General features: G+C 69.6%; 19 protein-coding genes. 8 read left to right on the forward strand and 11 right to left on the reverse strand.

Annotated features, from left to right (window positions below):
- The first annotated feature begins 42 nt into the window (after positions 1-42).
- Together ABT023_RS17530 and ABT023_RS17535 are read left to right on the forward strand one after the other, a co-directional pair.
- A complete protein-coding gene (locus tag ABT023_RS17530) occupies positions 43-1,002 on the forward strand; it encodes a quinone oxidoreductase family protein (protein ID WP_350886566.1) in 960 nt (319 codons plus the stop codon).
- Positions 989-5,806 carry a non-ribosomal peptide synthetase gene (locus ABT023_RS17535; RefSeq protein ID WP_350886569.1) on the forward strand — a complete coding sequence of 1,606 codons (4,818 nt, stop codon included), beginning with the start codon at positions 989-991 and terminating at the stop codon, positions 5,804-5,806. The genes ABT023_RS17530 and ABT023_RS17535 overlap by 14 nt, the downstream gene beginning before the upstream one ends.
- A gap of 3 nt (positions 5,807-5,809) precedes the next feature.
- Here ABT023_RS17535 and ABT023_RS17540 read toward each other — a convergent pair whose 3' ends face one another.
- The 4 genes from ABT023_RS17540 to trpS form a co-directional block, all read right to left on the reverse strand.
- Positions 5,810-6,049 carry an acyl carrier protein gene (locus ABT023_RS17540; protein WP_350886572.1) on the reverse strand — a complete coding sequence of 80 codons (240 nt, stop codon included), beginning with the start codon at positions 6,047-6,049 and terminating at the stop codon, positions 5,810-5,812.
- Between the two features lie 9 nt (positions 6,050-6,058).
- Positions 6,059-7,132 carry a GNAT family N-acetyltransferase gene (locus tag ABT023_RS17545; RefSeq protein WP_350886575.1) on the reverse strand — a complete coding sequence of 358 codons (1,074 nt, stop codon included), beginning with the start codon at positions 7,130-7,132 and terminating at the stop codon, positions 6,059-6,061.
- A 201-nt stretch (positions 7,133-7,333) separates the two neighbouring features.
- A complete protein-coding gene (locus ABT023_RS17550) occupies positions 7,334-8,626 on the reverse strand; it encodes a condensation domain-containing protein (RefSeq protein ID WP_350886578.1) in 1,293 nt (430 codons plus the stop codon).
- 72 nt (positions 8,627-8,698) lie between these two features.
- Entirely contained in the window at positions 8,699-9,784 is a 1,086-nt protein-coding gene (gene trpS, locus ABT023_RS17555) for a tryptophan--tRNA ligase (protein ID WP_350886580.1), read from the reverse strand.
- 239 nt (positions 9,785-10,023) lie between these two features.
- Here trpS and ABT023_RS17560 point away from each other — a divergent pair, with 239 nt between their 5' ends.
- The 6 genes from ABT023_RS17560 to ABT023_RS17585 all read left to right on the forward strand — a co-directional run bounded on the left by ABT023_RS17560 (position 10,024) and on the right by ABT023_RS17585 (position 17,694).
- Positions 10,024-10,986, forward strand: a complete 963-nt coding sequence (locus tag ABT023_RS17560; protein WP_350886583.1) for a tryptophan--tRNA ligase — start codon at positions 10,024-10,026, stop codon at positions 10,984-10,986.
- A 298-nt stretch (positions 10,987-11,284) separates the two neighbouring features.
- The gene (locus tag ABT023_RS17565) at positions 11,285-13,054 is read left to right on the forward strand and encodes a PEP/pyruvate-binding domain-containing protein (protein ID WP_350886585.1); all 1,770 of its coding nucleotides are present in this window, start codon (positions 11,285-11,287) and stop codon (positions 13,052-13,054) included.
- Positions 13,051-14,247: a hypothetical protein gene (locus ABT023_RS17570; RefSeq protein ID WP_350886588.1), complete on the forward strand. Its 1,197-nt coding sequence runs from the start codon at positions 13,051-13,053 to the stop codon at positions 14,245-14,247. The genes ABT023_RS17565 and ABT023_RS17570 overlap by 4 nt, the downstream gene beginning before the upstream one ends.
- A gap of 66 nt (positions 14,248-14,313) precedes the next feature.
- Positions 14,314-15,087, forward strand: coding sequence for an SAM-dependent chlorinase/fluorinase (locus ABT023_RS17575; RefSeq protein ID WP_350886591.1), 774 nt, complete (start codon positions 14,314-14,316; stop codon positions 15,085-15,087).
- Between the two features lie 4 nt (positions 15,088-15,091).
- Positions 15,092-16,576 (forward strand): condensation domain-containing protein, encoded by a 1,485-nt coding sequence (locus ABT023_RS17580; RefSeq protein ID WP_350886593.1) that lies wholly within the window; start codon positions 15,092-15,094, stop codon positions 16,574-16,576.
- Positions 16,577-16,653: 77 nt separating this feature from the next.
- Positions 16,654-17,694 carry an aminotransferase class I/II-fold pyridoxal phosphate-dependent enzyme gene (locus ABT023_RS17585; protein WP_350886596.1) on the forward strand — a complete coding sequence of 347 codons (1,041 nt, stop codon included), beginning with the start codon at positions 16,654-16,656 and terminating at the stop codon, positions 17,692-17,694.
- Between the two features lie 26 nt (positions 17,695-17,720).
- Here ABT023_RS17585 and ABT023_RS17590 read toward each other — a convergent pair whose 3' ends face one another.
- Genes ABT023_RS17590 through ABT023_RS17620 form a run of 7 tightly spaced genes read right to left on the reverse strand, consistent with a single transcriptional unit; the run spans position 17,721 to position 23,725 of the window.
- Positions 17,721-18,722 carry a methyltransferase gene (locus ABT023_RS17590; protein WP_350886599.1) on the reverse strand — a complete coding sequence of 334 codons (1,002 nt, stop codon included), beginning with the start codon at positions 18,720-18,722 and terminating at the stop codon, positions 17,721-17,723.
- 15 nt (positions 18,723-18,737) lie between these two features.
- A complete protein-coding gene (locus ABT023_RS17595; protein ID WP_350886602.1) occupies positions 18,738-19,559 on the reverse strand; it encodes a putative capsular polysaccharide synthesis family protein in 822 nt (273 codons plus the stop codon).
- Entirely contained in the window at positions 19,556-19,825 is a 270-nt protein-coding gene (locus ABT023_RS17600) for a phosphopantetheine-binding protein (protein ID WP_350886605.1), read from the reverse strand. The genes ABT023_RS17595 and ABT023_RS17600 overlap by 4 nt, the downstream gene beginning before the upstream one ends.
- Before the next feature lie 20 nt (positions 19,826-19,845).
- Positions 19,846-20,973: a nucleotidyltransferase family protein gene (locus ABT023_RS17605; protein WP_350886608.1), complete on the reverse strand. Its 1,128-nt coding sequence runs from the start codon at positions 20,971-20,973 to the stop codon at positions 19,846-19,848.
- Positions 20,970-21,881, reverse strand: coding sequence for a class-II aminoacyl-tRNA synthetase family protein (locus ABT023_RS17610; RefSeq protein ID WP_350886611.1), 912 nt, complete (start codon positions 21,879-21,881; stop codon positions 20,970-20,972). The genes ABT023_RS17605 and ABT023_RS17610 overlap by 4 nt, the downstream gene beginning before the upstream one ends.
- A gap of 34 nt (positions 21,882-21,915) precedes the next feature.
- Positions 21,916-22,929: a hypothetical protein gene (locus tag ABT023_RS17615; RefSeq protein ID WP_350886613.1), complete on the reverse strand. Its 1,014-nt coding sequence runs from the start codon at positions 22,927-22,929 to the stop codon at positions 21,916-21,918.
- Between the two features lie 55 nt (positions 22,930-22,984).
- Positions 22,985-23,725, reverse strand: a complete 741-nt coding sequence (locus tag ABT023_RS17620) for an ABC transporter permease (RefSeq protein ID WP_350886616.1) — start codon at positions 23,723-23,725, stop codon at positions 22,985-22,987.
- Between the last annotated feature and the right edge of the window lie 43 nt (positions 23,726-23,768).

Here is a 23,768-nt window from a genome sequence, read left to right on the forward strand (position 1 = left end):
GCCGCAGGGTGCGGTGGTGCTGGTGTTTCGGTGGGAGGCAGTGTGAAAGCCGTCGTGGTGGAGCGGTTCGGCCCCGCGGAGTCGCTTTCGGCGACCGACTTCGCCGAACCGGTACCGGGTGAGAACGAGGTTCTCGTCCGGGTGGAGAAGGCCGGCGTCAACTTCGCCGACAAGCACGTCGTCGAAGGCTCCTACAGTTACCGGCCCTCGTTGCCGTACATCCCGGGCATCGAGGCGGTCGGCACCGACCCCGACGGGCGGCGGGTCGTCGCGTTGCCCCGTACCGGTGGGGCGTGGGCGGAGTGGGTGGCCGCACCCGCCGCGACGTTGGTCGCGGTGCCCGACGCCATCACCGACCTGCAGGCACTCGCGGTGGCCAACCAGGGGTTCGCGGCGTGGCACATCCTGCGTACCGCGGGCCGGATGACCCGGCAGGACACCGTGGTGGTCACCGCCGCCGCCGGCGGCGTCGGATCGCTGGCGGTGCAGCTGGCCCGGGCCTGGGGCGCCAAGCGGGTGATCGCGCTCGCGTCCACCGGGACCAAACGTGACCTCGCGGTCCGGCTCGGCGCCGATGTCGCGCTCGACCCGACCTCCGAGGACCTCGCCGACGAGCTGGCCGCCGCGAACGACGGCAAGCCGGTCGACCTGTACCTGGAGATGTCGGGCGGTGCCGGCCTCGACACCGCGCTCGCGTCGCTGGGGCGGCTCGGCCGACTGGTCACCTACGGCGCGGCATCGGGCCGGGGCAGCACACCGATCCGCTCCGAGTCGCTGATGCAGGGTTCCCGCAGCGTCGTCGGTTTCTGGGCGAACGACCTGGTCACCCGCTATCCGCGGATCACGGCGGAGACGATGACCGGTCTGTTCGCGATGATCAGCAAGGGCACCCTGACCCCGGTCACCGAGCACGTGTATCCGCTGGCCGAGGCGGGCAGGGCGCTGACGGCGCTGGCCAACCGGGAGACGACAGGGAAGCTCATCCTCGATGTCACCGGCTGACGGGGAACCGTTCACGTCACCGACCGACGAGGGGCTGTTCTCGCTGATCGGCGCGGCAGCGCAGCGCGACCCCGAGCTGGCCGCGATCCGCTCCGGCGGCCGGTCGATCAGTTACGCGCGGCTGCTCACCACCGCGTCGTGGCTGGCGGGGCAGTTGCGCGCCGTCGGTGTCGGGCCGGGCGACGTCGTCGCGGTCTGCGCCGGGCGGTCGACCGAGTACCTCCTCGGAATCCTCGCCGCGCTCGCCGCCGACGCGGTGTTCCTGCCGATCGACCCGGACACGCCCCCGGGCCGGGTCGCCGCCGTTCTCGAGGAGGCCGCGCCGGCCGCCGTCCTGCGGGCACCCACGTCCCCCCTGCCGGGGACGACGACGCCGGTCATCGACCTGGACTGGGCGGCGGCGCCGGCCGACGCCCCGGTGGCGCAACCGACGGCGCACGGGGACGATCCGGCGTACCTCATCTACACCTCCGGTTCCACCGGTACGCCCAAGGGGGTGCTCTGCCACCACCGGGGGATCATCAACCTGTTGGCCGACTTCGCGGCGCGGCAGCCGCTCGCCCCGGGCGCGGTCGGCACGATGTGGTCGTCGGTCGGGTTCGACGCGTCGGTGTACGAGATCTTCTCGGTGCTGCTCGCCGGCGGCACCCTGCTGGTCGTACCCGACGACGTGCGGCTGGAGCCGGGGGCGATGTTCGCGCTGATGGCCCGGCACGCGGTGGCGACCGCCTACCTGCCACCGGCCGTCCTGCCGTCGCTGCGCACGTGGGTGGACGCGCACCCGGGTGCGCTCACGCCGCGACGGCTGATGGTCGGCGTGGAGCCGATCCCGCAGCGGCTGCTGCACGGGATCGCTGCCGCCGTCCCGGGGCTGAAAATCATCAACTCGTACGGGCCGACCGAGGCCCACGTCATCGCCACCGCGTACGACATCACCGGCGACGACCCCGAGCCGGACGACGGCCGGACCCCGATCGGCACGGCGGTACGCGGCGTCACCACGCACGTCCTCGACCCCGACGGTCGCCCGGTCGCCCCCGGGCAGGTCGGCGAGCTGTGGGTCGGCGGGGTCCAGGTGGCGCTCGGGTACCACCGGCGGCCGGAACTCACCCGGGAACGCTTCGTCCCCGACCCCTTCGACCCCGCCCGATCCGCCCGCCTGTACCGCACGGGCGACCTGGTGAGACACCGCCCCGACGGCAACCTCGTCTACTGCGGACGCGCCGACCGGCAGATCAAACTGCGCGGATTCCGCGTCGAACCGGCCGAGGTGGAGGCGGTGCTCGAACGCCACCCCGGCGTGACGGGCGTCGTCGTCGTGCAGCCGGAGTCGGCCGCCGAGACGCTTTGCGCCTACGTCACCGGTGCCGGCACCGCGGACTCCCTTCTCGCCCACGCGCGGGAGCTGCTGCCGGACTACATGGTGCCGAACTGGGCGGTCTTCGTCGCCGAGTTCCCGTTGACGGCGAACGAGAAGCTCGACCGGGCAGCCCTTGCCCGGCGTCCTCCGCCGATCGCTGCGACCAGCGACAACGCGCCACGGACGCCGACCGAGGCGACGCTGGCCCGCCTGTGGGCGGAGGTGCTCGGCGTCGAGGCGATCGACGTGGCCGCCGACTTCACCGCGCTGGGCGGGCACTCGCTGGCGGCGGTGCGGCTGGGCGGGCGGATCCGACGCGACTTCGGGGTCACCCTGACCGTGGCCGACGTCTACCGGCACCGCACCGTGTCCGCCGTCGCCGCGGCCGTCGACGCTCAGGCGGCCACCACCGCGGTGCCGAGCGCCGCGCGGCCGAGCCGGCGGATCGGGCCGCTCTCGGCGGCGCAGCAGGCGCTGTTGCTGCTGCACCGGCTGTACCCGAACTGCCAGGCGTACACCCTGGCGGTGCCGCACCGCCTGACCGGTGACCTCGACGTCGCCGCCCTCTCGACGGCGCTGAACCTGCTGGTGGAACGGCATTCGGCGCTGCGCACGATCATCACGACGGTGGCCGACCGGGACGTCCAGCGCGTCGTCGACCACGAGCCGATCGACCTGCCGGTGGTGACGGTGCCGGAGGCGGAGCTGGCGAAGCACTGTGCGGCCGAGGTCGCGGCGGCGGATTTCGACCTGTCCGGGGGTCGGCTGTTCCGGGCGGTGCTGTTCCGGATGGGAGCCGACCAGCACGCGTTGCTGCTGCTGGCGCACCACATCGTCACCGACGGCTGGTCGTTCAACGTGATCCAGCGCGATCTCGGGCTGGCGTACGAGGCCGTACGGGCCGGTCGGCCGCCGGCGTGGGAGCCGTTGCCGGCGCAGTTCATCGACCTGGCGGCCGAGCAGCAGACCCCCGGGTACCAGGAGACAGTCACCGCCGAGCTGGACTTCTGGCGGCGGGAACTGGCCGCGATCCCGGCGCCGCTGCGACTGCCGGTGCAGCGGGTACGGCCGGCCCGGCCACGGTTTCGCGGCGGCCGGGTCACGGTGCCGGTGCCGGAGTCCACCATGGACGCCGTCCGGGAACTGGCGCGGGCGCTGCACACCACGGTGTTCGCCGTGCTCGTCGCCTGCGTCCAGGTGATCGTCGCCCGGTACAGCGGTCGCGACGAGTTCCTGCTGGGCATGCCGGTGGCGGGGCGTGACGACCTGCGGGCCGAGGACGCGGTCGGGTTCTTCAACAACTCGCTGGCGCTGCGCTGCGAGGTGGCCGACGACGCGACGGTCGCGGAGCTGACCACCGCCACGCACGAGCGGCTCATGGGGGCGTTGGCGCACCCGCATGTCCCGTTCGACGTGCTGGTACGCGAGGTCAACGCCCCCCGTACGCCGGGCGCGAACCCGCTGTTCCAGATGTGGTGCAACATGCTCTCCTACCCGCCGGCGCCGCTGCGGCTGCCCGGCTGTGTGGTCGAGCCGCTGCCGGTGCCGCTGGCCGGGGCGCTGTTCGACCTGTCCTGGTACTTCGTCGAGGACGGCGCGGGCCTGAACGTCGAGGTCGTCTACGACGCGGAGCTCTTCGAGGCCGGCCACGCCCGGGCGATGGCCGAGCACCTGCGCACGCTGCTGCCACTGGCCGCCACCGCGCCGGACGGGGCGATCCGCGACCTCGACTTCGGACTGCACGACCCCGGCCGGGCACCGCGACAGTTCGTCACGCCGGGCCCGCGCATCGTGGACCGGTTCCGGCAGGCCGCGGCGCGGGACGGGGCGGCACCCGCGATCGACGACTCGTACTCGTACGCGGAGCTGGACGCGGCGGTCGCGGAGCTCGCCGCCGGCTGGCGCGGGAAGGGGCCGATCGGCATCGTGGCGGGGCGGACCCCCGCGCTGCCGGTCGGCGTGCTCGCGGCGCTCACCGCCGGCGTTCCGTTCGTGTTGTTCGACGCGGCGCAGCCGCTCGCCCGGTTGCGCCGGATGATCGCGCAGGCGCGGCTCAGCCACTGGTGGGACGCCACCGACGGGCAGTACCCGGAACTGGTCGGGCAGCTCGACGGCTGTGACTGGGACGCGGGTGCCGACGTCGCTGACGGCACCGCGTACGTCGCCTTCACGTCCGGCACCACCGGTGCGCCCACGGCCATCGCCGCCGGAGAGGAACCGCTGCGGGCATTCCTGCAGTGGTACGTGCCGCGGTTCGGCCTCACCGCGCAGGACCGGTTCGTCCTGTTGTCCGGGGTCGGACACGACCCGCTCTTCCGCGACGTGCTCACGCCGCTGTCCATCGGCGCGCGGCTCTTCGTGCCTCCGCGGGCGGCGGTGGAGTCACAGCTCGCCATGGTGCGGTGGCTCGCCGGGATCGAGCCGACGGTCCTGCACCTGACACCCGCACTGGCACGGTTGTTGAGTGCCGCGGCGGTCGTCGAGGGAATCACGCTGCCGTCGGTGCGGCTGGTGGGGTTCGGCGGCGCCGCGATGACGCGCGTGGGAACCGCCGATGCCCGGGTCCTGTTCCCGCAGGCGCGGCTGATGTCGTACTACGGCACCACCGAGACGCCACAGGTGGTGAGCGTGGCCGACCTGGGGACCGACGCGGGCATCGGTTCCGGTGGACCGACCGCGCAGGTGTCGGTGGTCACGCCCTCCGGTGCGCCGGCACCGGTGAACGGCGCGGGCGAGATCGTCGTACGCAGCCCGTACCTCGCCCTGGGTTACCTGGGCGACCCCGCCCGGACGGCGCGACAGTTCCGGCTCAGCGACGGTGTGCGCGAGTACCGCACCGGCGACGTGGGACACACCCGGCCGGACGGCACCGTCGTGATCAGCGGGCGGGCGGATCGGCAGATCACCGTCAACGGTCTCCGGGTGGAGCCGGCGGAACTGGAACTCGTCGCCCGGGAACACCCCCTGGTGCGCGACTGCGTGGTGACGACGGCGGTCCGGTCGTCATCGACCGAGGTCATCGCCTTCGTGGAAGGCGACCCGGGGGCGCTGACCGGCGACACCGTGCTCCGGCACTTCGCGGAGCGGCTGCCGCCGACCATGGTGCCGACCCGGGTGATGGTTCTGCCGGCGTTCCCGTTGACCCCGAACGGCAAGCCGGACCTGGCCCGGCTGGTGGACATCGCGAAGACCGCCACCAGCGCGCCGGCCACTCCCGTCAAGGGAGCCGCCGCGCTGGTGGCCACGATCACGCAGGTCTGGAGCACGGTGCTGGGCACGCGACCGGCGGGGCCGGAGGTCAACTTCTTCGACTGCGGCGGTACGTCGGCCGACCTGCTGAAGGTGCAGACGGAGCTGTCCCGTCGGCTGTCGCGGGAGGTGGCGCTGCTGGACCTGTTCCGCTATCCGACGATCGCGGGCCTCGCGGCGGCGCTGGCCACCTGACCGCTACCCGCTCCAGGCGGGGGCCGCCGCGACGGCGGGGGCCAGCGTCGCCGGGGTGGGGAAGTCGAGGATGTCGAGCAGATCGACGTCCTTCGCCAGATCCGTCCGGATGAGGGCCCGGATACGCACCGCCGTCAGTGACGTGCCACCGAATTCCACGAAATCGCTCTCCGCGCCGAGCGCGTCGTTCTTCAGCGCCGTTCGCCAGATGGTGACCAGTTGTGCAGTGACATCGCCAGACATGGGTTCCCTCTATCTTGTGCTCATTGTGCCGAGTGGCACGGCGACGCTGGTCAGTCGCAGGAGTTCGGCGCCTCGTGCGAGTTTCGCCTCCAGGCTTCCGCGACCGAGTATCAGCCGTTGTGCCCCTGCCTCGATCGCGAGGCGCAGCGGTTCGTACACGACCAGATTGAAGTACGAGTAGGTGCCCGCGGTCCGCTCGTAGTCACAGCCCCAGCACCGCACCCGCCACATCTTGTCCTGCCGCCAGACGATCGTGAACGCGACCGGGTCGCCGCGGTCCGGATCGTCGTCGCCGAACACCGCCAGGCAGGTCGCCTGATCGCCCAGCGTCTGCGCGATGCTGGCCAGGTAGTTCTCGTAGTCCTGGACGGTGCCGGCCACCCCGTACTTCAGTTCCACATTCCGCAGCAGTGGCGCCAGACGTCCGTGCCATGCCGACAGATCGACCTCGACGACCCGTAATCCCGCCGCCCGGAACCGCCGCTGCTCCTTGCGGATCATCTCCCGCCGACTCGAGGACTGCGCCGTCAGGTATCCCGCGAAGGAGTCGAAGGACACCGGGATGAACGCCTCGTTGCTCTCCACCAGCACCGGGTCGTCGGCCGCGACCAACGGCAGCACCGCCGCCAGCAGATCGTCGTCCAACAGCGGAAAGCACGCGAAGTCCAGCCGCTCGGACTGTTCCGTCACCAGCTTCCAGCCGGTTCTCAGCAGGGCGGCCCGCACGGGGCCCGACTCGGCGGCGGGGCTCACCGCAGCCATCGCCGGTGCCCGGCCGAGCGAACCGAGGTAGCAGCCCGTGCGCCATCCCCGGGTCGCCTCCGAGCCGTCGAGCACCAGCCGAGGATGAGGCGCCACGGCGTACGGCTGCCCGACCGGATAAATCGGAAGGAGGCCCTTCGGGCCCGGCTTCCCGGCCCCGACGACGACATACCTCGCGACGTGGCCCATGGCCGCCAGGGCGCTGTCCACCCGCGTCATTTCGAGCTGGTCGATTTGACCCACCAACGCCGGCCCCACGTCACGCAGAACCGTGAACAAATCAGTGCTGACTGTTACATGGCTATCATCAGGCTGCGACATTGTGGGAAATGCTAAGGTCTGCCCTCGGCACTGTCAATGATGTCACCCACATCGTGGGTCGTATTCCAGAACGCCTCATTATCCGGTGACGGGGCCGGTGCGTTGGGTTAGCGACGGCTGGGGGAGAGGTGCGACCTCGAAGACGAAAGCGAGGACCCGGAAAGGGGCCTGCCAAAGAGTTCCCGATCGCATCGGTCTGCATCAGGAACTGACGAGCGCGGCCACCGGCGTAACGCTTTCGGCATGTTGAAGCATGGCGACGACCTGCGTGAGAGCGGTGAGGTAACGCTCGACATCCGCTGCGGCATGGACGTCGGTACGCCAGTGGACGCGCAGTGATTCCTCGAATGCGCCGAGGTCGGCGTCGATCAACAGCGGGGCCGCCGAATGTGTCGCCATGGCGCCGCCGCCTCCGAACCAGGTGATCTCGTCGGTGGCACCACGACGGTGGTGGCCAACCGATCCGGAGACATTGACCACGACCTCGCCGCCACCAACGCAGGTCGAGTCACCGAGGTACGCGAAGTCGTTCCCCTGGTCCAACATGCGGAACAGGCGCGGCGCGGAGTACGGCGGCTCCGACCGGAGGATGCCCCCCAACCAGCCCGTGTGCAGCCGACGAAGGAACGTGCCCAGGTCCTCATCCCGGGGAACCCCTTGCCGCAGATAGATCTGCCTGAGCCCCAGTGGGCCCACCACCGGCGGGGTCGAGGGCCCGCGCCCACCGTAGAGATGGGACAGGGTGACCTCGTCGTCGCCGGTGACGGCGGCGCAGGCGAGCACGGCGGCTCCGATCAGCAGCACCGACGGTGGCTCGCCCAACCGTCGTGCGGCCGACGCGAAGTCGCCGACCCCCTGTCCGGGGATCGGCCGGACGGCGAGGCCGGTGGACGCCGGCACGCCACGCCGCGGCAGCCGCCACGGCCGAGCCCCGCGCAGTTGGGACTTCCAATAGCCCAGTCTCGCCTCGTCGAGGCCGCTGGGGCCGGTCGTCCTCGGCAGGAGCGAGGCGTAGCTGACCGGAGGCGGGTCCGCGGGGTCAGTACCCGCGACGCAGGCGGCATACAGGGCCGAGAGCTCGCGCTTGATCGTGGCGAGTGACCAACCGTCGTAGGCCAGGTGGTGCAGTCCGACGTGGGCGAGCGCGCCCCGGCCCTCGTGATCGGGCTCGATGAGGACCGCGAGGGGGCCGGTGCGATCGATGTCGATGGCGCGGAGCGCGCCGGCTCCGCCGTCGCACCACCGCACGATCTCGTCGTCGGGGCCCGATTCGAAGTGCTGGACGAGGGCATCACCGTCCCGCGCCAGGCGTAACCGCAGGACTTCGTGCCGGCGGAGCAACGCGCAAACCGCGCGTGACATCGCCTCCGCACCCGGGCCGCGGTCAATGTGCCCGGCGAACCACGTCGTCACATCGAGGACACCCTCGGCCCTGCCGGTCCGCCCGTGCCGGAGAAACATCTCCTGAGCCGGCGTGAACCCGTAATGATCCAACGCTGTTCCTTCGTGGTGCCACCGTGCGGGTTCTGCGAGGTCCGAAGCGACGTCCGGCGGCCCGGACCAGGGTCAGGCGTTCCCCAACGGGTAGTAGTCGGTGCCCATGAGCCGGCGCACGTCGGTGAGGGTCTGCTGGGCGATCCCGGAAGCGTGTTCGTTGCCCGCCCTGAGGACTGACATCAGGTGGCCCGGATCAGCCAGCAGCGCGCTGCGCCGCTCGCGGATCGGGCGGAAGAACTCGTTCACCGCCTCCGTCACGGCCTTCTTCAGCCCGGCAGCGCCACCGTTGGCGCAGGCCGCCGCGAACTCCTCGGGACTCTGGCCCGCCGCCAGGGAGCCCAGCAGCACCAGGTTGGCGACCTCCGGCCGCTGATCCGGATCGTAGGTGACCTCCCTGATCGAGTCGGTCTTCGCACCCTTGATCAGTTTTGCGGTCTGCTCGGCCGTGGCGCCGAGGTTGACGGAGTTGTTGAGGCTCTTGCCCATCTTCTTGCCATCGACCCCCAACAGCAGAGGGGCGTTGCTGAGCAGGATCTCAGGCTCCGGGAAGTAGGCCTCACCGGCACCGAACCGCTCGTTGAACCGCCGGGCGATGTCCCGGGTCACCTCCACGTGCGGCAACTGGTCCTTCCCACCGGGCACCAGGTTTCCCTTGCAGAACAGAATGTCTGCGGCCTGGTGAACCGGGTAGGTGAACATCAAGCCATTCACCTGCGGCCGGTTGGAGGAACGAATCTCCTCCTTGACAGTCGGGTTCCGCTGCAATTCACTGACCGAAACCAGGCTCAGGAACGGCAACATCAACTGATTCAGCTCAGGTACATAACTGTGCGCGAAGATCGTGCACCGCTCGGGATCGAGCCCGATGGCGAGATAGTCGGCCATGCATTCGAGAACGTTCTGGCCGAGCTCGGTGCTGATGTCACGGTCCGTGAAGACCTGGTAGTCGGCGAGCAGGACGAACAGCTCGACGCCGAGGTCCTGCAGGCGGAGCCGGTTCTCCAGTGTGCCGAAGTAGTGACCGACGTGCAGCCGGCCGGTGGGGCGCTCCCCCGTCAGCATCCGAAACCGCTCGGGATGTTCCGAAATCTCCCGCACCAGGGCGGGGTTACGGGCTATCGCCGCAGCGAGCGGGGCATTTGGGGCCTCAGTCATCAGGCAAGTGTAATCGTGTCGTTCAGGTGTGGTCGACGGGAGGGTGGTCAGGTAGGGTGTGCCTGCCATTCGCGGGCTGGCACCCGGCAGGCTGGCCCAGCAGGGCGGCAGGCAGCGTCGGGAATCTGTTCCCGCCCCATCACCCAACGTAATGAAAACCTCGCCGTGACGCCTCCGGTCGCGCAAGTGCAGTGGCCTGCGCGCATCAAGCGACTCGCGCGTAGGGAAAGGGAGCACAGATGCGGTTCCTTGCGGGCGCACGCCCGACCGGATCACTTCACGTCGGGCACTACTACGGCATGCTGGACTCGCTGGTGCGGCAGGCCGACGACAAAAACTCCGAACTGTTCTTCGTCGTCGCGGACCTGCACATGTTCACCACGAACGCGGCCCGATCCTCGACCGATGTCATCCAGGACCGAATCCTCAACCTGGTCGCGGACTGCGTGTCGGTGGGTCTCGACCCGGACCGGTGCACCTTCTACGTCCAGTCCGACGTCCCCAGCCAGGCTCGCCTGTACGCCATCATCCAGAGCCTGGTTCGGGTCCGGGCGCTGCGGGATCAGACCAGCTTCAAGGCCATGCTCGGCGATCGCGCCATTGAGGACGCGGCGCTCGGCCTGCTCGGCTACCCGGTGCTCGAGGCGGCGGACGTGATCGGGCTCGGCGCGACCGATGTGGCCGTCGGCGACCAGAACGTCGATCACGTGACGATCGCGCGGGAGGTCGTCGCGGAGCTGGGGCAGGAGTTCGGACTGCACCTCACCGCGCCGACCGCGGTGTTCCGCGAGACCAGGGATCTCATCGGTCTCGACGGTGCCAACAAGATGAGCAAGAGCCTCGGCAACGCCATCGAACTCTCGGCCACCTCTGAGGACGTTGCCAAGGCGGTGGATGCGATGGCCTACCGGCGATCGGACGGCCAACTGCTCGCTCCGGCCCTGCTCGACGTCATCGGCTCGCCGGAGTCGGCGGCGGAGGTCCGGGTCGGCCTCGAGTCAGGAACCCTGTCGTGGAATGCCGCTCGTGACCTGGTGACGCGGGCCTTCGAGGCGTTCCTCGAGCCGATCCGCGCCCGCCGTACGGCGTGGGAGCCGGACCACCTGCGTGATGTGCTCCGCGCCGGCGCGCAGCGTGCCGAGGCCCTCACCGGAGCCACCGTCGAGCAGGTTCGCGAAGCACTGCACTTCGGTGTCAGATAATTCGCCTGTGCGCTCGGTGAGCTGACCGGAACAGTTTGTCATATCGGCATGGTTTTGGGATTCGCAATTATTGGGAACTCCCAGCAACCGGCGCGCGCACAAAGAGTAGCCGCGTCCGTCGTCTGTTACCGGTCCGGATGTGCGGGGTGACCGTACGTGCGCCTTTCGTGGTGAGGGTGATCACGAACGAATAAACCAAGATCGCCGCAACTATGCAGGTCCCCGCCGCGTTGGTAGCATCGTCGCACCCCGCGAATCGACTTAGCCGGATTCGACTAGCGTCAACGGAAGGCGACGAATGTCTGACGCATGGCTTGTGCCGATTGCCGAAGCGCCCGCAGAATGCGGGCGGAAGGCGGACCGGCTGCGACTGATTGCTCAAGCCGGACAGTGCGTCCCGCCGTCGTGGATTCTGCCGTTCGAGTCCTACCGTCGGGTGCTGGCCCACAACAAAATGGGTGACTCGCGGGACCTGGCCGGAAAGCCGGACCTTCCGCCGGAGCTTGTCGATGCGGTGACGGAAGTGTATGACACCGTTTTTCGGGGCACTCCCGTCGTCGTCCGCAGCTCGGCGCTTTCCGAGGACAACGCTTTTGCCAGTTGCGCCGGCCAGTACGACTCGTTCCTCAATCGCACGAGCGCCGAGGAAGTGGTGGCAGCCATTTCTGACTGCTACGCCTCGCTGAACTCCCGCAATGCCCGCAGGTACCAGGACCTCCACGGCGTGGACGCCAGTCTGGAGCAAATGGCAGTCATCATCCAGGCGATGGTGTGGCCGGACCACGCCGGGGTCCTGTTCACCCGCGACCCGGTGGCGTCCACGGAGGTCATGATCGCCGAGTCCGTGCCCGGCCTCGGAACGCCGGTGGTGGCCGGTAGCGGGGAGCCGCTCCGGGTGCGGTTCTCCCGCGACGAGGAGAGCCGCGACCCCGGCCTGGAGCAGTTGCGATCCGTCGGGCTTCGGCTGGAGGAGGCCTTCGGTGCGCCTCAGGACATCGAGTGGGGAGTTTCCGACGGACAGCTCTACATATTCCAGTCGCGGGACATCACGCTGAAGGCGCCCATCGACCCGTACGCCTTCGAGCTGCCCGCCCCGGTCACGGAGAAGTCCCTTCCGGCTGTGGCTGTCTCGCGCGGAATCGCGGTGGGACCGGTACGTCGTTATCCCGGCGCGGGCTCATTTCACGAAAGCGTGGTACTGGTCGAGGACCAGTCGGTCGACGGAATCGTCGACGCGGTCTGGTCCGGCGCGGGAGTGTTGTTGACCTCCGGCGGTGTGCTCAGTCATCTTGCCACGGTGGTGCGGGAAATCAGTCGACCCGCGCTGCGAATAGCCGACACGGACGTGGTCGATGGCGACGTAGTCGTGGTGGATGCGGTTTCGGGCACCCTGTGCCGACTTGCCGACGTGCCGCCGACAAACGCCAAGCAACTGATCTTCGAGTCGGCGCGATCTGCGCGGCGGGCGAATTGCAGCACCGAGGAGAAGGTCGAGACGGTTCTCTTCGACGAGGGCTCCGTCAACGCCATTCTCGCCCGGTTGCGCAGTATCGGAACGCCGGCGTTCAGCGGCGTCCAGAACATCATTCCCTTTGACTACCTTCCCCGCGAGTACTGCTCCTACAGCGTCCGGGCCCAAGTCACCGGGGACACCGTTCGGGTGCAGTACAAACGAGCGCTGAAGCCGGTGGGCAATTTCCGGCACGACTACGAGGTGCACGTCCACGTCGAGACCCTGGCAGCGGCCCGGGAACACCTCGGCCGGCTCGGTCTCACGGAAATGCCCGGTCAGGAACGGGCCCTGGAAGTTCACCACTTCGCGGGATGCACGTTCTCGTTCATGCGCTGGCCCACGTCGCGGCGCTGCTACGTCGGCATCGACGGCCCCGACGGGGCGATGGTCGAGACGGCCATCAAGGAGCTCGGCCACCAGCTCGACGCGCGGTTCCGCGTGGCCGACGGCGTGCAGATCTTCGCGGAGCTGGGCCTGTCGCTCGACGACTGCCTGTTCCCGGACCGGGCCGCGGTGGCGGCCGGCGAAGTGCGAGTGGACGAAGGCCCGTGGTGAGTCGGGCGGCCACGTCCCGTCGGGCCCTGGTGATCGGCGCGGGACAGATCGGCGCAGCCGTCAGCCGGGAACTGCTCGGCAGGGCGTGGTCCCAGATCGTCATGGTCACCCGCACCCGGGACTCCGCGACCCGGCTGGCGGAGGTCGACTGGGTACGTAACGAGACCGGTTCGGGCCGGGCGGTGATCGGGTACGGGGACATGATGTCCGGTCCGGACCTGACCTTCCTGGACGGTGGGAGAGCGCCGATCGTCGCCGACGCGCCGGGCGGGCTGCTCGCCGCCGTCATCGCCGCCACGGCGGCCGACGACATCGTCGACGCCACGAATGTCGCGACCCAACTCGGCGGCCAGCATCAGAGTTCCAGCATCGAGGCCGTGCTGAACGGGCTGTGCGGCCGGCTCACCACGCTGAACCGGCTGCTTCGCGAGGATTCCGGACTCCGGTACGTCCGCGTCTCGACCACCGGGCTCGGCGGGCTCGGCCTCGAACTCCCGTTCACCCACGGCGACGAGAACGAATCCGTGATGTCGACGGCGCTGTGGCGGAAGTTGCAGATATCCGGGGTGGAGCACCACGGCCTGTGGGCCATGGCCCGCTCGTATCCGGGCCGGGTCCACCTGGTGGTGCCGGCCGCCGCGGTGGGTTTCGAGGGCGCCAGCACGGACGGCCTCGTCGCGGCGGGCGAGGGCAAGGTCTACTCGCTGCAGGAGATCCTGCTGATGACCCACCCCGCCATGATGGGCGCCATCACCAAGGAGGAGGTCGCCGGCGCGGTGGCCGACATCCTGCTGTCCTCCGGTGACGAGCGGGACCTGCTGGCGGCGATGCAGGCGGCGGCGCTCGGGCCGTCGACCGATGGCGCGGGCGCGGTGGAGCAGCTACGGGAGAAACTCTCGGCCCACCCCGACGCCAGGATCACGACCGGCTCACTCGGACCATTCGTCACTGAGTGGATCAGCCGGCTCACGACACTGCTGTCGACCGCCGGCCACCAGCCTCTGGGGCAGGTCGTGCAGGGGCAGGCCGACAGGCGGTGGGAGAAGCTGCGCGCGTTCCTGCGCTCCACTCCCGGTCGCCGCTGGGCCGACGTCGGCGCCGACAGCGTCGACGCGGGCCTGCTCCTGGCCGACATGTTCGCGGCGGAGGGCCGGGGAAGGCCTGCGGTGAGCCGGCTTTCCGCGTCCGACTGACGCACGCACCACGACCACAGTTACGCGATCACCTGTCAACAACCTCTCAGCTTCGGAAGTAGAACGATGACCAGACCCATTGTGCTTGTGACCGACTGCAACGATCTCGCCTTCGCGGAAATGCGGGGCGCGATGTGGGCGGCGGCGGGCGGGGCGCCGCTGGCGATCGAACCGACCGTCTTCACCCACCCGATGTCCGTGATCAACGCCGCGTTCGCGGTGCGCATGATGGCCGAGGCCTACCCGCCGGAGACGATCATCAGCTTCGTCGTCAACCCGTTGAAGCTCCGGACCGAGCGGATCGTCGGCCGCACCAAGGACAAGGACATCCTCTTCGAGGGTACGAACACCGGTGTGGCCGGCTGGCTGGTGGACGAGTTCGGCTGCGAGGAGCTGTACGAGCTGCACGACCCGGGCTTCGTCCCGTTCGGTGGGAAGTACGTCCACGCCCCGGCCGTGGGGAAGCTGGCCGCCGGCGCGGCTCTCGCCGACCTCGGGAACCCGTTCCCGCTGGAGCGGCTGCGCCGCGTCGAGCGGACGAGCAAGCTCGTCGTGCACGTCGACAACTTCGGCAACCTCAAGTTCCCCTGGCCGGAGGGCGACATCAACAACAAGGGACGCCGCTACCGGGTGAGCTGGCCCGGACACAGCGTCGAGGCCGTGCTCTGGCGGCGGATGATGGAACGCGAGGACGGCGAGTGGATCATCTACCCCGGTAGCTCGCTCGACCTGTGGGAGCTGGGCGAGGTGCGTGGTCGGGGCGTGAGCGCGGCCGACGCCCCGCCCGGCACGGTCCTCACCATCGAGGCTCTCGACAGCCCCGCGGCGCAGGGGGAGTAGGTCGGTGCCTGCCTCGGTCGACCTCGTCGAACGGGTCGGCGTCCTGTGGGGAGAGGTCGTCGGCCCGTACGACGACCTCTTCGAGGCCGGGTCCCCGTCGCTGACCGCCGCGCTGCTGGCGACCCGGATACGCCGGGAACTGGGACTGCTGGTCACGATCGACCAGGTGCTCGACCGCCCTCGTCGGGAGGAGTTCCTGTCCCGGGTGGCCAGTCTGGCCGCCGACCGCGAGGGGCCCCTGCGGCAGCTGCCGAGGCCGGTGCCAGGAGGCCCGGGAGCGGCGTCGGACCGGCACCTCCGGCTGCTCCGGAAGCCCGACACCGGTGGACGTTCCGCGGTCCAGGTCGCGTTCCGCACCGCCGGTGAGAGCCTGGACCTCGATCGGCTCACCCGTGCGTTCACCGAGATCGTGGCACGGCACGACATCCTGCGCACGGTGCTGCATCACGAGACCGGCGAGGTGGTCGTGCGCGGCGCGGAGCCGGTGTCGGGCAGCCTGACGACGCAGCCGCCGGACCTGCCCCCCGGAGGGCTCAGCGGCTGGTTGAGGGAGCACGCGGCCGGGCCCTTCGACCTGCAACAGGGCCCCATGCTGCGGTGGGGTGTCGTCCGTGGCCCGGACGGGGACGTGTTGTTCGTCGACGCGGACCATCTCGCCGTCGACGGCGTCTCCATGCTCGTCATCCTTCAGGAGCTCGAGCAGCTCTACCGCGACGGCGACGCGCTGACGGGCACGTCGCCGTGGCAGTACGCCGACTACCTCGCCTGGCGCCGCACGCACTGGGACACCCCGGCGGCGAAGGAGGAACTCGTCGCCTTCTGGCGGCGGTACCTGGGGTCGGTGCCCGACCAACCGATCCGGCGCGGCCAGCCGCATTCGCGGCGGACGACCGCGGTGCGTGCCTCCCTCGACGTCACGGACCTGCGGGACGCGCTCCAGCGGGAGATCGCCGACACCAAGCTGACCGCGCCCATGCTGTTGGTCCGGGCGGCGGCGTACCACCTCCGGGCGACTCTGGGGCCGGGCCCTGTCTTCGCGCTGACGCCGGTGGCGGGCCGCCCGATCGAGGCCTTCGCCGACGTGGTCGGCAACCTGTCGACGGTGGTCCCGATCCGGGTCGAGGTCGACCCGGCGGGACCGGTCGCCGCCAACGACCAGGCCGTCAAGCAGGCGGTCACCGACGGACGCGCCCACACCGGGCTACGGCTGAACGAGATCGGACGGGCCCTCGGAGCGGAGAAGCCGCCCCGGTTGTTGTACCTCGCCGCCGAGAGCGATCCGCGGCTTCGGCTGGGCGAGGTGTCCCTCCGGCCGTGCGTGGCCCTGCCGCAGGATGCACTCTTCGACGTCAGCGTGTGGCTGCGGTTCGGAGAGCGCGAACTCCGGTTGGAGGCCGTCGGCCGCGCCGACACGATCAGTGCCGCCGACCTCGACGAGCTGGTGCGGTCGCTGGCGCGGCGGTTGGTCCTCTCCCCGGAAGGCAGGTGAACGACCGTCGGCGGACTCGCTCGGTGAAGTGGGACTTCCTGAGCGAGCCGCGGAATCTCCCGTTCACCATCGCCGACATGGACATCAGCAGCCCGCCGGGCCTCGGGCCGGCGCTGTCACGGGCGTTGGGGCAGTCCACCTGGGGATACACGTACCAGGATCCGGCGGTGGTGGAAGCCGTCGCCGCCTGGTACGCCGACCGTCACCGGGTGGCCGTCGCGCCGAACTGCGTGCTCACCGCCGCCCTGCCGCCGAAGGTGGTGCTTCGCGCGGTGCTGGCCGCGCTGGGCTGCGGTGGGCGGGCGGTCGTCGTCGAGCCCCCGGTCTACGGCGGATTCCGCAACGCCGCCGTGGCCGTCGGCGCCTCCTGCGTGCCCGCGCCGCTGTCGCTCGTCGACGGCACCTACCGCCGGGATCTCGCCGCGCTCGACGAGGTGCTGCGCAGGCACCGGCCACGGGCCATCCTGCTGTGCAGCCCGCAGAACCCCCTGGGGCGGGTGTGGGACGCCGCGGAGCTCGACGAGCTGCTACGACTGTGCGCCGGCCACGGTGTCGCCGTCGTCAGCGACGAGGTCCACAGCGATCTCGTACTGGACGAGGACCGGACGCACACACCGGCCACCTCCGTCCGATCCGGGGCCGAGGTCGTGATCGTTTCCAGCCCCGGCAAGACCTTCAACGTCTCCGGGGTGCCGTCGTCGTTCGTCATCGGCGGCGACGAGGCCGTCACCCGGGCCGTACGCGGACAGCTCAACACCTGGGGAGTGCACCCCGGCTCCCTCATCACCGACGCGATGATGGTGCACCTGTACACGGCGGAGACCGCCTGGCTCGACCAGCTTCTCGGACAGTTGCGCCGGCTGCGGGCGACGCTGCTGGCCGAGTTGGCGACGGTCCCCGGCCTGACGGTCATGCGGCCCACGGCCGGCTTCCTGGCCTGGATCGACTGCCGCCGCCTGGATACGTCCGGGCCCGCTGACAGGTGGTTCGCCGAGCGCGGTGTCGAAGTCGTCGCGGGCACCGAGTTCGGCTCCGGCTACGACGGCTTCGTCCGCTGGAACTACGCCACCGACCCGGCCCTGCTGCGGGCGGCGGTGGAGCGCCTGGGTGCCCATTGACGTCGTGACGCCCGACCGCCGACCGCCTACCGTCCGGCCGCGCCGGCGCGTGCCTCGATGAGCCAGTGGTCGCCGGAGACGGCGACGGTGCGTACCACCCGTAACCCCTCGGCGGCGAGCAGGTCGGAGAACTCGGCCAGGCCCCGCTCACGGCCACCGCACATGAGGCCGGTGTTCAGGTCGGCCATGGCCAACGAGGCCGTCATGGCACCCTCCACCGAACGCTCGAAGATCAGCAGGCGGCCCTCGTCCGACATGGCGTCCGCGCAGGCCCGTAGGATCCGGCGGGACTTGTCGTCACTCCAGTCGTGCAGGATCCGCGACAGCAGATAGACGTCATGCCCGGGGGGAACCGTGTCGAAGAAGTCGAGGTCGACGAAGCGCCACCGGTCCCGAGCGACATCGCCGAGGTACGCCAGGGCGCCGGCGCGCGCATAGGGACGGTCCCCGACCGTGACGTGCACGCCCTCGTACGCGGCGAGGAACGCGCGTGCCATCCCCCCCGATCCTCCCCCCACATCGAGGACGGACTCGTCACCGGTGAGCCCCGCCGCCGCCGCCACACCCGCCGCGTGGCGCGTCGTGCCGGTGAGCATCTGCCGCTCGAAGACCTCGTACGTCTCCGGTTCCGCGTCGAAGGTGTCGAACACGTCGCCGCCGGCTTCGGACTGTTCCAGCCACCGGGGGAAGTCGGCCCACGCCGACCAGCCCTCCTCGTGCAGCATCCGCGCCATCGGGGCCAGCGAGCCTGTCTCGCCGTCGGCGAGGAGCCTGCCCACCGGGGTCAGGCTCACGGCGTCGCCGTCGTGCCGTTCGAGAACGCCGACGGCGACGAGCGCGGCCACCAGCCGGTCCAGGTGGGGCGGGGCCAACTTGAGGTTCGTGGCGAGCCGCGCGCTGGTTGCCGGCTCCGCCTCGGCGACGGCGTTGACGACCCCACTGGTCACCGCGGTCGTGAGCACACGGCTGAGCGAGAACGCCCGCATCGTGTCGGCCAGCTGACGGGGGTCGCTGATTAGCTGGTTCATTGCCGGACCACTCTCCTAGTCCCTGCCCTCGGCCCAACCGGCAGCGAACCTGCCGATCTCGTCGTCCGTGTAGAAGTGGCGCGCGAATCGTGATTCATAGATCGGTCGTGAACGCGCGAGCGGGACACGCACCCGCTTCACGATCCGGCGGTAGACGTCCGGGTCGTACGCCGGAGCCTGCTTCTCCGGATGCCGCGAGGACGCGTACACGGCGGGGATGTCGCTGGGCGGCACCCCGAGGAACCAGGAGAGGTTCCCGCTCAGCGTTGCGGTCAGGTCCTCCAGCCGCAGGACCATCAGATCGACGTTGCCCCGCGACACGCGAAGCCGCCTGTGTTCGTGATCGAACGGGGTCTCGAACACGTCGATGCCGAACATGTCGCGTATCTCCGTGTCGAACCAACGGCTGTGGTAGCTGTCCGACTCGGAGTACATCGCGAACTGCAACGACGCCGCTCTGGCGATCTTGTCTTCCTGGATCGTCGGCCGCGTCAGTTCGGGATGCGCGAAGTGAACGAGCTGGACGAAGCTGGACACATCCCGGGCGATCGGGTCACGCACGACCGACACGACCTTCCACGGCCGGTCCGGCTCGTCCGTGAGCAACTCCCGGACCTCCCGCACCGCGTCGGAGTGCGGCAGCGTGCCCGGCACGCCGAGCAGGTGCGTGAAGACTGCCCCGCCTTCCCTGATGCCGTGGTCCGACAGGTAGTGCACCTTGTAGACCGGGTTGGGTATCCCCGAACGCGTGAGCGTCTCCCACAGAGAGGTGGAGCCCACCTTGCCCATCTGGTAGATGAGGATCGGTGGCGCCGTCACCGCGCCGCCGTGTTTCACGGTGTCCTCCCGCTCGATGCGCTCAGCAGGGTGTCGACGAGTTCGGCGATGCGCGCCATCGAGCCGGTGCGTTCCCGGCTCAACATGTCGTCGGGGATGACGACGTCGAACTCCTCCTCGATCCCGATGATCAGGTTCACCGCGCCGAGAGAGTCCAGCCCGGCCGCGAACAGATCCTGGTCGACGGCCATCTCGTCGACGCCGACCAGCCGTGTCTTCGCGGCAAGCACACGGCGAACCCTGGCAACGACCTCTGGGGACTTCATGTCACTCTCCTCCGTACCGGTCAGGGAACCAGCTTTGCCGTGGCAGTAGGTTCCAGGAAGCGGTAGTTGTCGAACAGTCGCGTCCTGAAGTCGGCGGACCACTGTGCCGGTTCGCCGTCCAGGGCTCCGTACTGGTTGAGGAACTCGGCGCTAACCGCGGGGAGCGCCCGCAGTGTCTCCGCCGCTCCGGGGTGCTCGTAGAGCTGCGTGAACAACGCCAGGGCGTACCCGACCTCCGCCGCCACGCCGTAGTGAAGCGTGCGGGCGGCGAGGGAATTCGGCGAGAGCTGCTCCTGCCCGAACAGCAACAACATGTCTATGAACCTCAGCAGCCAAAGGTCCTTGCGCCCCTCGATGGCCGTCAGCGTGGTGGCTTCCCGATGCAGGTGGACGCAGATGTCGATGAGGAAGTCCTCGACGCCCGGCGCGTACATGCCCAGGCGCGGGTCGACGAGCACGGCCCGGTCGAACCACTCCGAGACGTCGACCGACCGGTTGCTCGCCGGCTCCAGGATGCCCTGCCTGAGATCGACGACGAACGCCTGGACGAACTGGTCGCTGGTCAGTCGGACGAACGGCGGCTGGGAAGACGCGTTCATCTTCCAGTAGATCTCGTCGAACCGGGTCAGGGGCTGCATCGTCCGAAGGCTCGGGGCGACGCGTCCCTGCGCGTAGCCGAGCTCGCGAAGAATCGACGAGATGGCCCCGATGTCGTTCTCCCTGACCATCAGGTCGAGGTCACTCATCGGGCGCAGGCCTGGCTCGGGGTAGAGCGCACGGGCGAGGTACTGGCCCTTGCGCACCATCGGGCGGATTCCGGCACCGTGGAGACCTGCGAGGATCTGGTCGGCCTCCTCGCAGAGTGCGTTGTTCCGCTGCCGGTTGTAGATCCAGTTGGCTCTGAAGCTCTCCCGCAGTGCCGCCGACGGGTACGGCAGCCCGTGGATCTCGATGTTGCGGGCCACGATGCTCGTCACCCGGTGGCGGATCGCCTGGTCATGGAAGAACGCCCAGTCGAACCTGGGGTGTGACGCGAGCAACTCCCGGAGGGCGGGCCCATCCTCAACCGGCACCGTCGGGCGGGCGAGGCTGAGCAGGAGCCGCTCCTCCGGCTTCTCGAAGCCGGGCGAGACTACGACATCACTCATGGTCTTCCCGTTCCCGCCGTGTTCGCTGCGCCCAACCCGGCAGGCCAGTCACGCAGATCCGTTCCGTGCTGCGTCACCAGCGCGAACACGAGGCGTTCGAGCCCGAACGCCACACACGCGCTGGTGGCCTCCTCGCCGTCGGCGGTGTGGATGCCGAACTTGCGGGTCAGATGGGTCAGGTGGCTGTTGGCCGACGCCACCGCCACGTCGTCCCGCTTCCCGACCCGGGTCAGGAGTTCGAACTTGGACCCGTCGTTCTTCTGCATCGCGGACAGGATCCGCCGGGCGGGCCCGAAGAACGGATCGCTGGCGCTGTCGACCGTCGCCTGGAATCCCAGGCCGACCCCGATCTGCCGCATCTTCTCGCGGCCCTGTTCGAACCACGAGGTGGTCTGGTCGCGGTCGGCGATGCGGACGAACTCAAGCTGCCGGAAGGAAACCAGCCGGTCCGGGTCCTCGGAGGGCTCGTGTCGGAAGCAGTTCCCGGTCACCTGGACCAGTGCACCCGCCGCGGGCAGCTTCCCCGAGTGCAGCGGGTACACCGGGTAGCACGACGCGGGGGCGAGGACGTAGTCCGTGGCGGCCAGGGCCTTCTCCCAGGCCTCGCCGTCGGCCTCCGGCTCGCCGGCGCCGGCGGGCAGGGCGCGGATGCTGCCGACGAGGTGCGGGAACGATGCTACATAGCCGGCCTGCGTCAACGTGGCCCGGGACATCACCGCCGGGAACTCCGTCACGGTCATCGTCGGCTCGCCCCAGGCGTCGACGATGGCCTGCCGCACGGCCGCGAGGGCAAGGACCATCGGTCTCCCGTAGCCGAACACGCCGGGCACGCCGGTGGGCAGCAGGAAGCTCTCATCGCACAACTGCTCTCTCAGCGAGGCGTCGGCGATCGGTGCTTCGTTCTCCAACTTGCAGTCACCATCTTTCGCAGAAGTCGTGGAATCAAAGTCCCAGCGACGCAACGATCTCCTGGAATCGGTGCGGGTAGCTGAGCGGGAGTTCCAGGTCGAATGCGGGAGCGTGGTGTCCCACGTCCCCTCGCGAGGCATACGCCCAGTCGGAGCTCATGTAGACGCCGAGCCACTCGACGACCGAGGGGAAGTCCCGTTCGAAGCATCGCGCGTTGACCTGCGTCGCGTCGGTCAGCGGCACGGTTCGCACGTCGGACGCGGCGGGCACGATGCGGGGAAAGACAACCGCGTCGATCGGACGCACCGTGCGGCAGTCATCGTTCATGAACGGCGAGAGGTCGAAACGGCCGGACGGCATCGTCGCCCCGAGGGCGGCCACCGCGGCCTCGCCCAGCACCTGCCTCAGTCGCGGAGCGAATGCGTCATAAGTGCCCTGCCGCATCGTCATCATCGTCCTGGTGGACACCGGCGCGGCCCGCCCCGCGTCGTCGATGTAGGTGACGTCCTCTGTCCTGATCACGCCCCCGTTGAGGGCGAACAGGATGCTGAGACTGCTCTTGCCACTGTGGCTCGGCCCGGCGATGAGCAGGTTGTGCCCTTGCCACTCGACCAGACAGCCGTGTGCGACGTCGAGCGCACCCCAGAGCACCAACGGGGTCGCCATGAGATACCGCAGCAGCCAGGCCAGGTCGGTGGCGTCGCGCGACGCGATGAGCTGGACCCGGTCCGTTCCCCGGGTGCCATGGACCACCCCGCCGTCCCGCCACCGGACCGCGCTCACGTCGCCGCGCTCACGGATCGCGATGTGGGCGGGCGTGGGTAGCTGCGCCAGGACGCCTCCCGACGGGGGCTCGAAACCGTCGACCAGCCCGCGCCAGTCCTCGTCGACATCGTCGCTGAGCAACAGATCGATCGTGAAACTGTTGTCGGTCGCAATGCTCGTCGACAGTTGGGAGAGGACGTCGGCGAAGACCCTGAGCCCGTCGTCCGCAGGCAGGCCCGGGAGATCGGCGGTGACGACGCCCCGGCTCGACGTCAGGTTCATCGAGTGCACTTCAGCCTCCGGCCCGCACCCGTTTGTCGCAGCTGCACTTGTGCCCTCAACTTCCGAACTCCAGACTGCCGTCGGCGCGACCCTTGGTGACCACGCGGTTGATCGAGACGGTGGCCAGGGCGAACCAGCCGACGCCGACGAGCGCCTCCAGCGCGAGCCTCGGCCACACCTCGGACCAGGCGCCACCGGCGAGAACGGCGCGGATGGCCTGCAGTCCGTTGGTCAACGGGAACAGGTGGAGAACCGGTTGCAGCCAGGCGGGCCAGAAGGAGATCGGAACGTTGACGCCGCAGAAGGCCATGATGGGCAGGTAGCCGAGGTTCAGCACGATCACCTGCAGGCTGCGGTAGCGCACGGCGAGACCGGCCAGGAAACAGCCGTAGCAGTAGCAGCTGAGCGCGACGAGAAGGATGATCGCCACCGCCGGCAACGCCTCCGGCCACGGCAGCGGTACCCCCAGCACCGGCGGCAGGACGAGCCAGCCGATGACCGAGCTGGCGATGCCGCTGGCGAGCCAGTGCAGACCGCGCCCGAGGTACACGGGTACGTGGCTGGCCGGGGCTATCGCGAGCAGCGGCAGGGTGCCCAGCCGGCGCTCACCGGCCATCGTCAGCACGACGATCATCGACTCCAGGCACGAGAGCGCGACGATGTTGCCCACCAGCACGAACTGCATGGTGGCGTCGTCGGCGACGAACTTCCCGATCAACGCGAAGAACGTCACCTGGGTCAGCAGCCGGGCCACCCAGCCGAACAGCCAGGTGCGCCACGTGTGCACCGTTCGCATCTCCGCGATCGAGAACAGCAGCGACTGGTGCCCGAGGCGCAGC

It is taken from the genome of Micromonospora sp. NPDC002296 (assembly GCF_040296145.1).
GTDB lineage: Bacteria > Actinomycetota > Actinomycetes > Mycobacteriales > Micromonosporaceae > Micromonospora.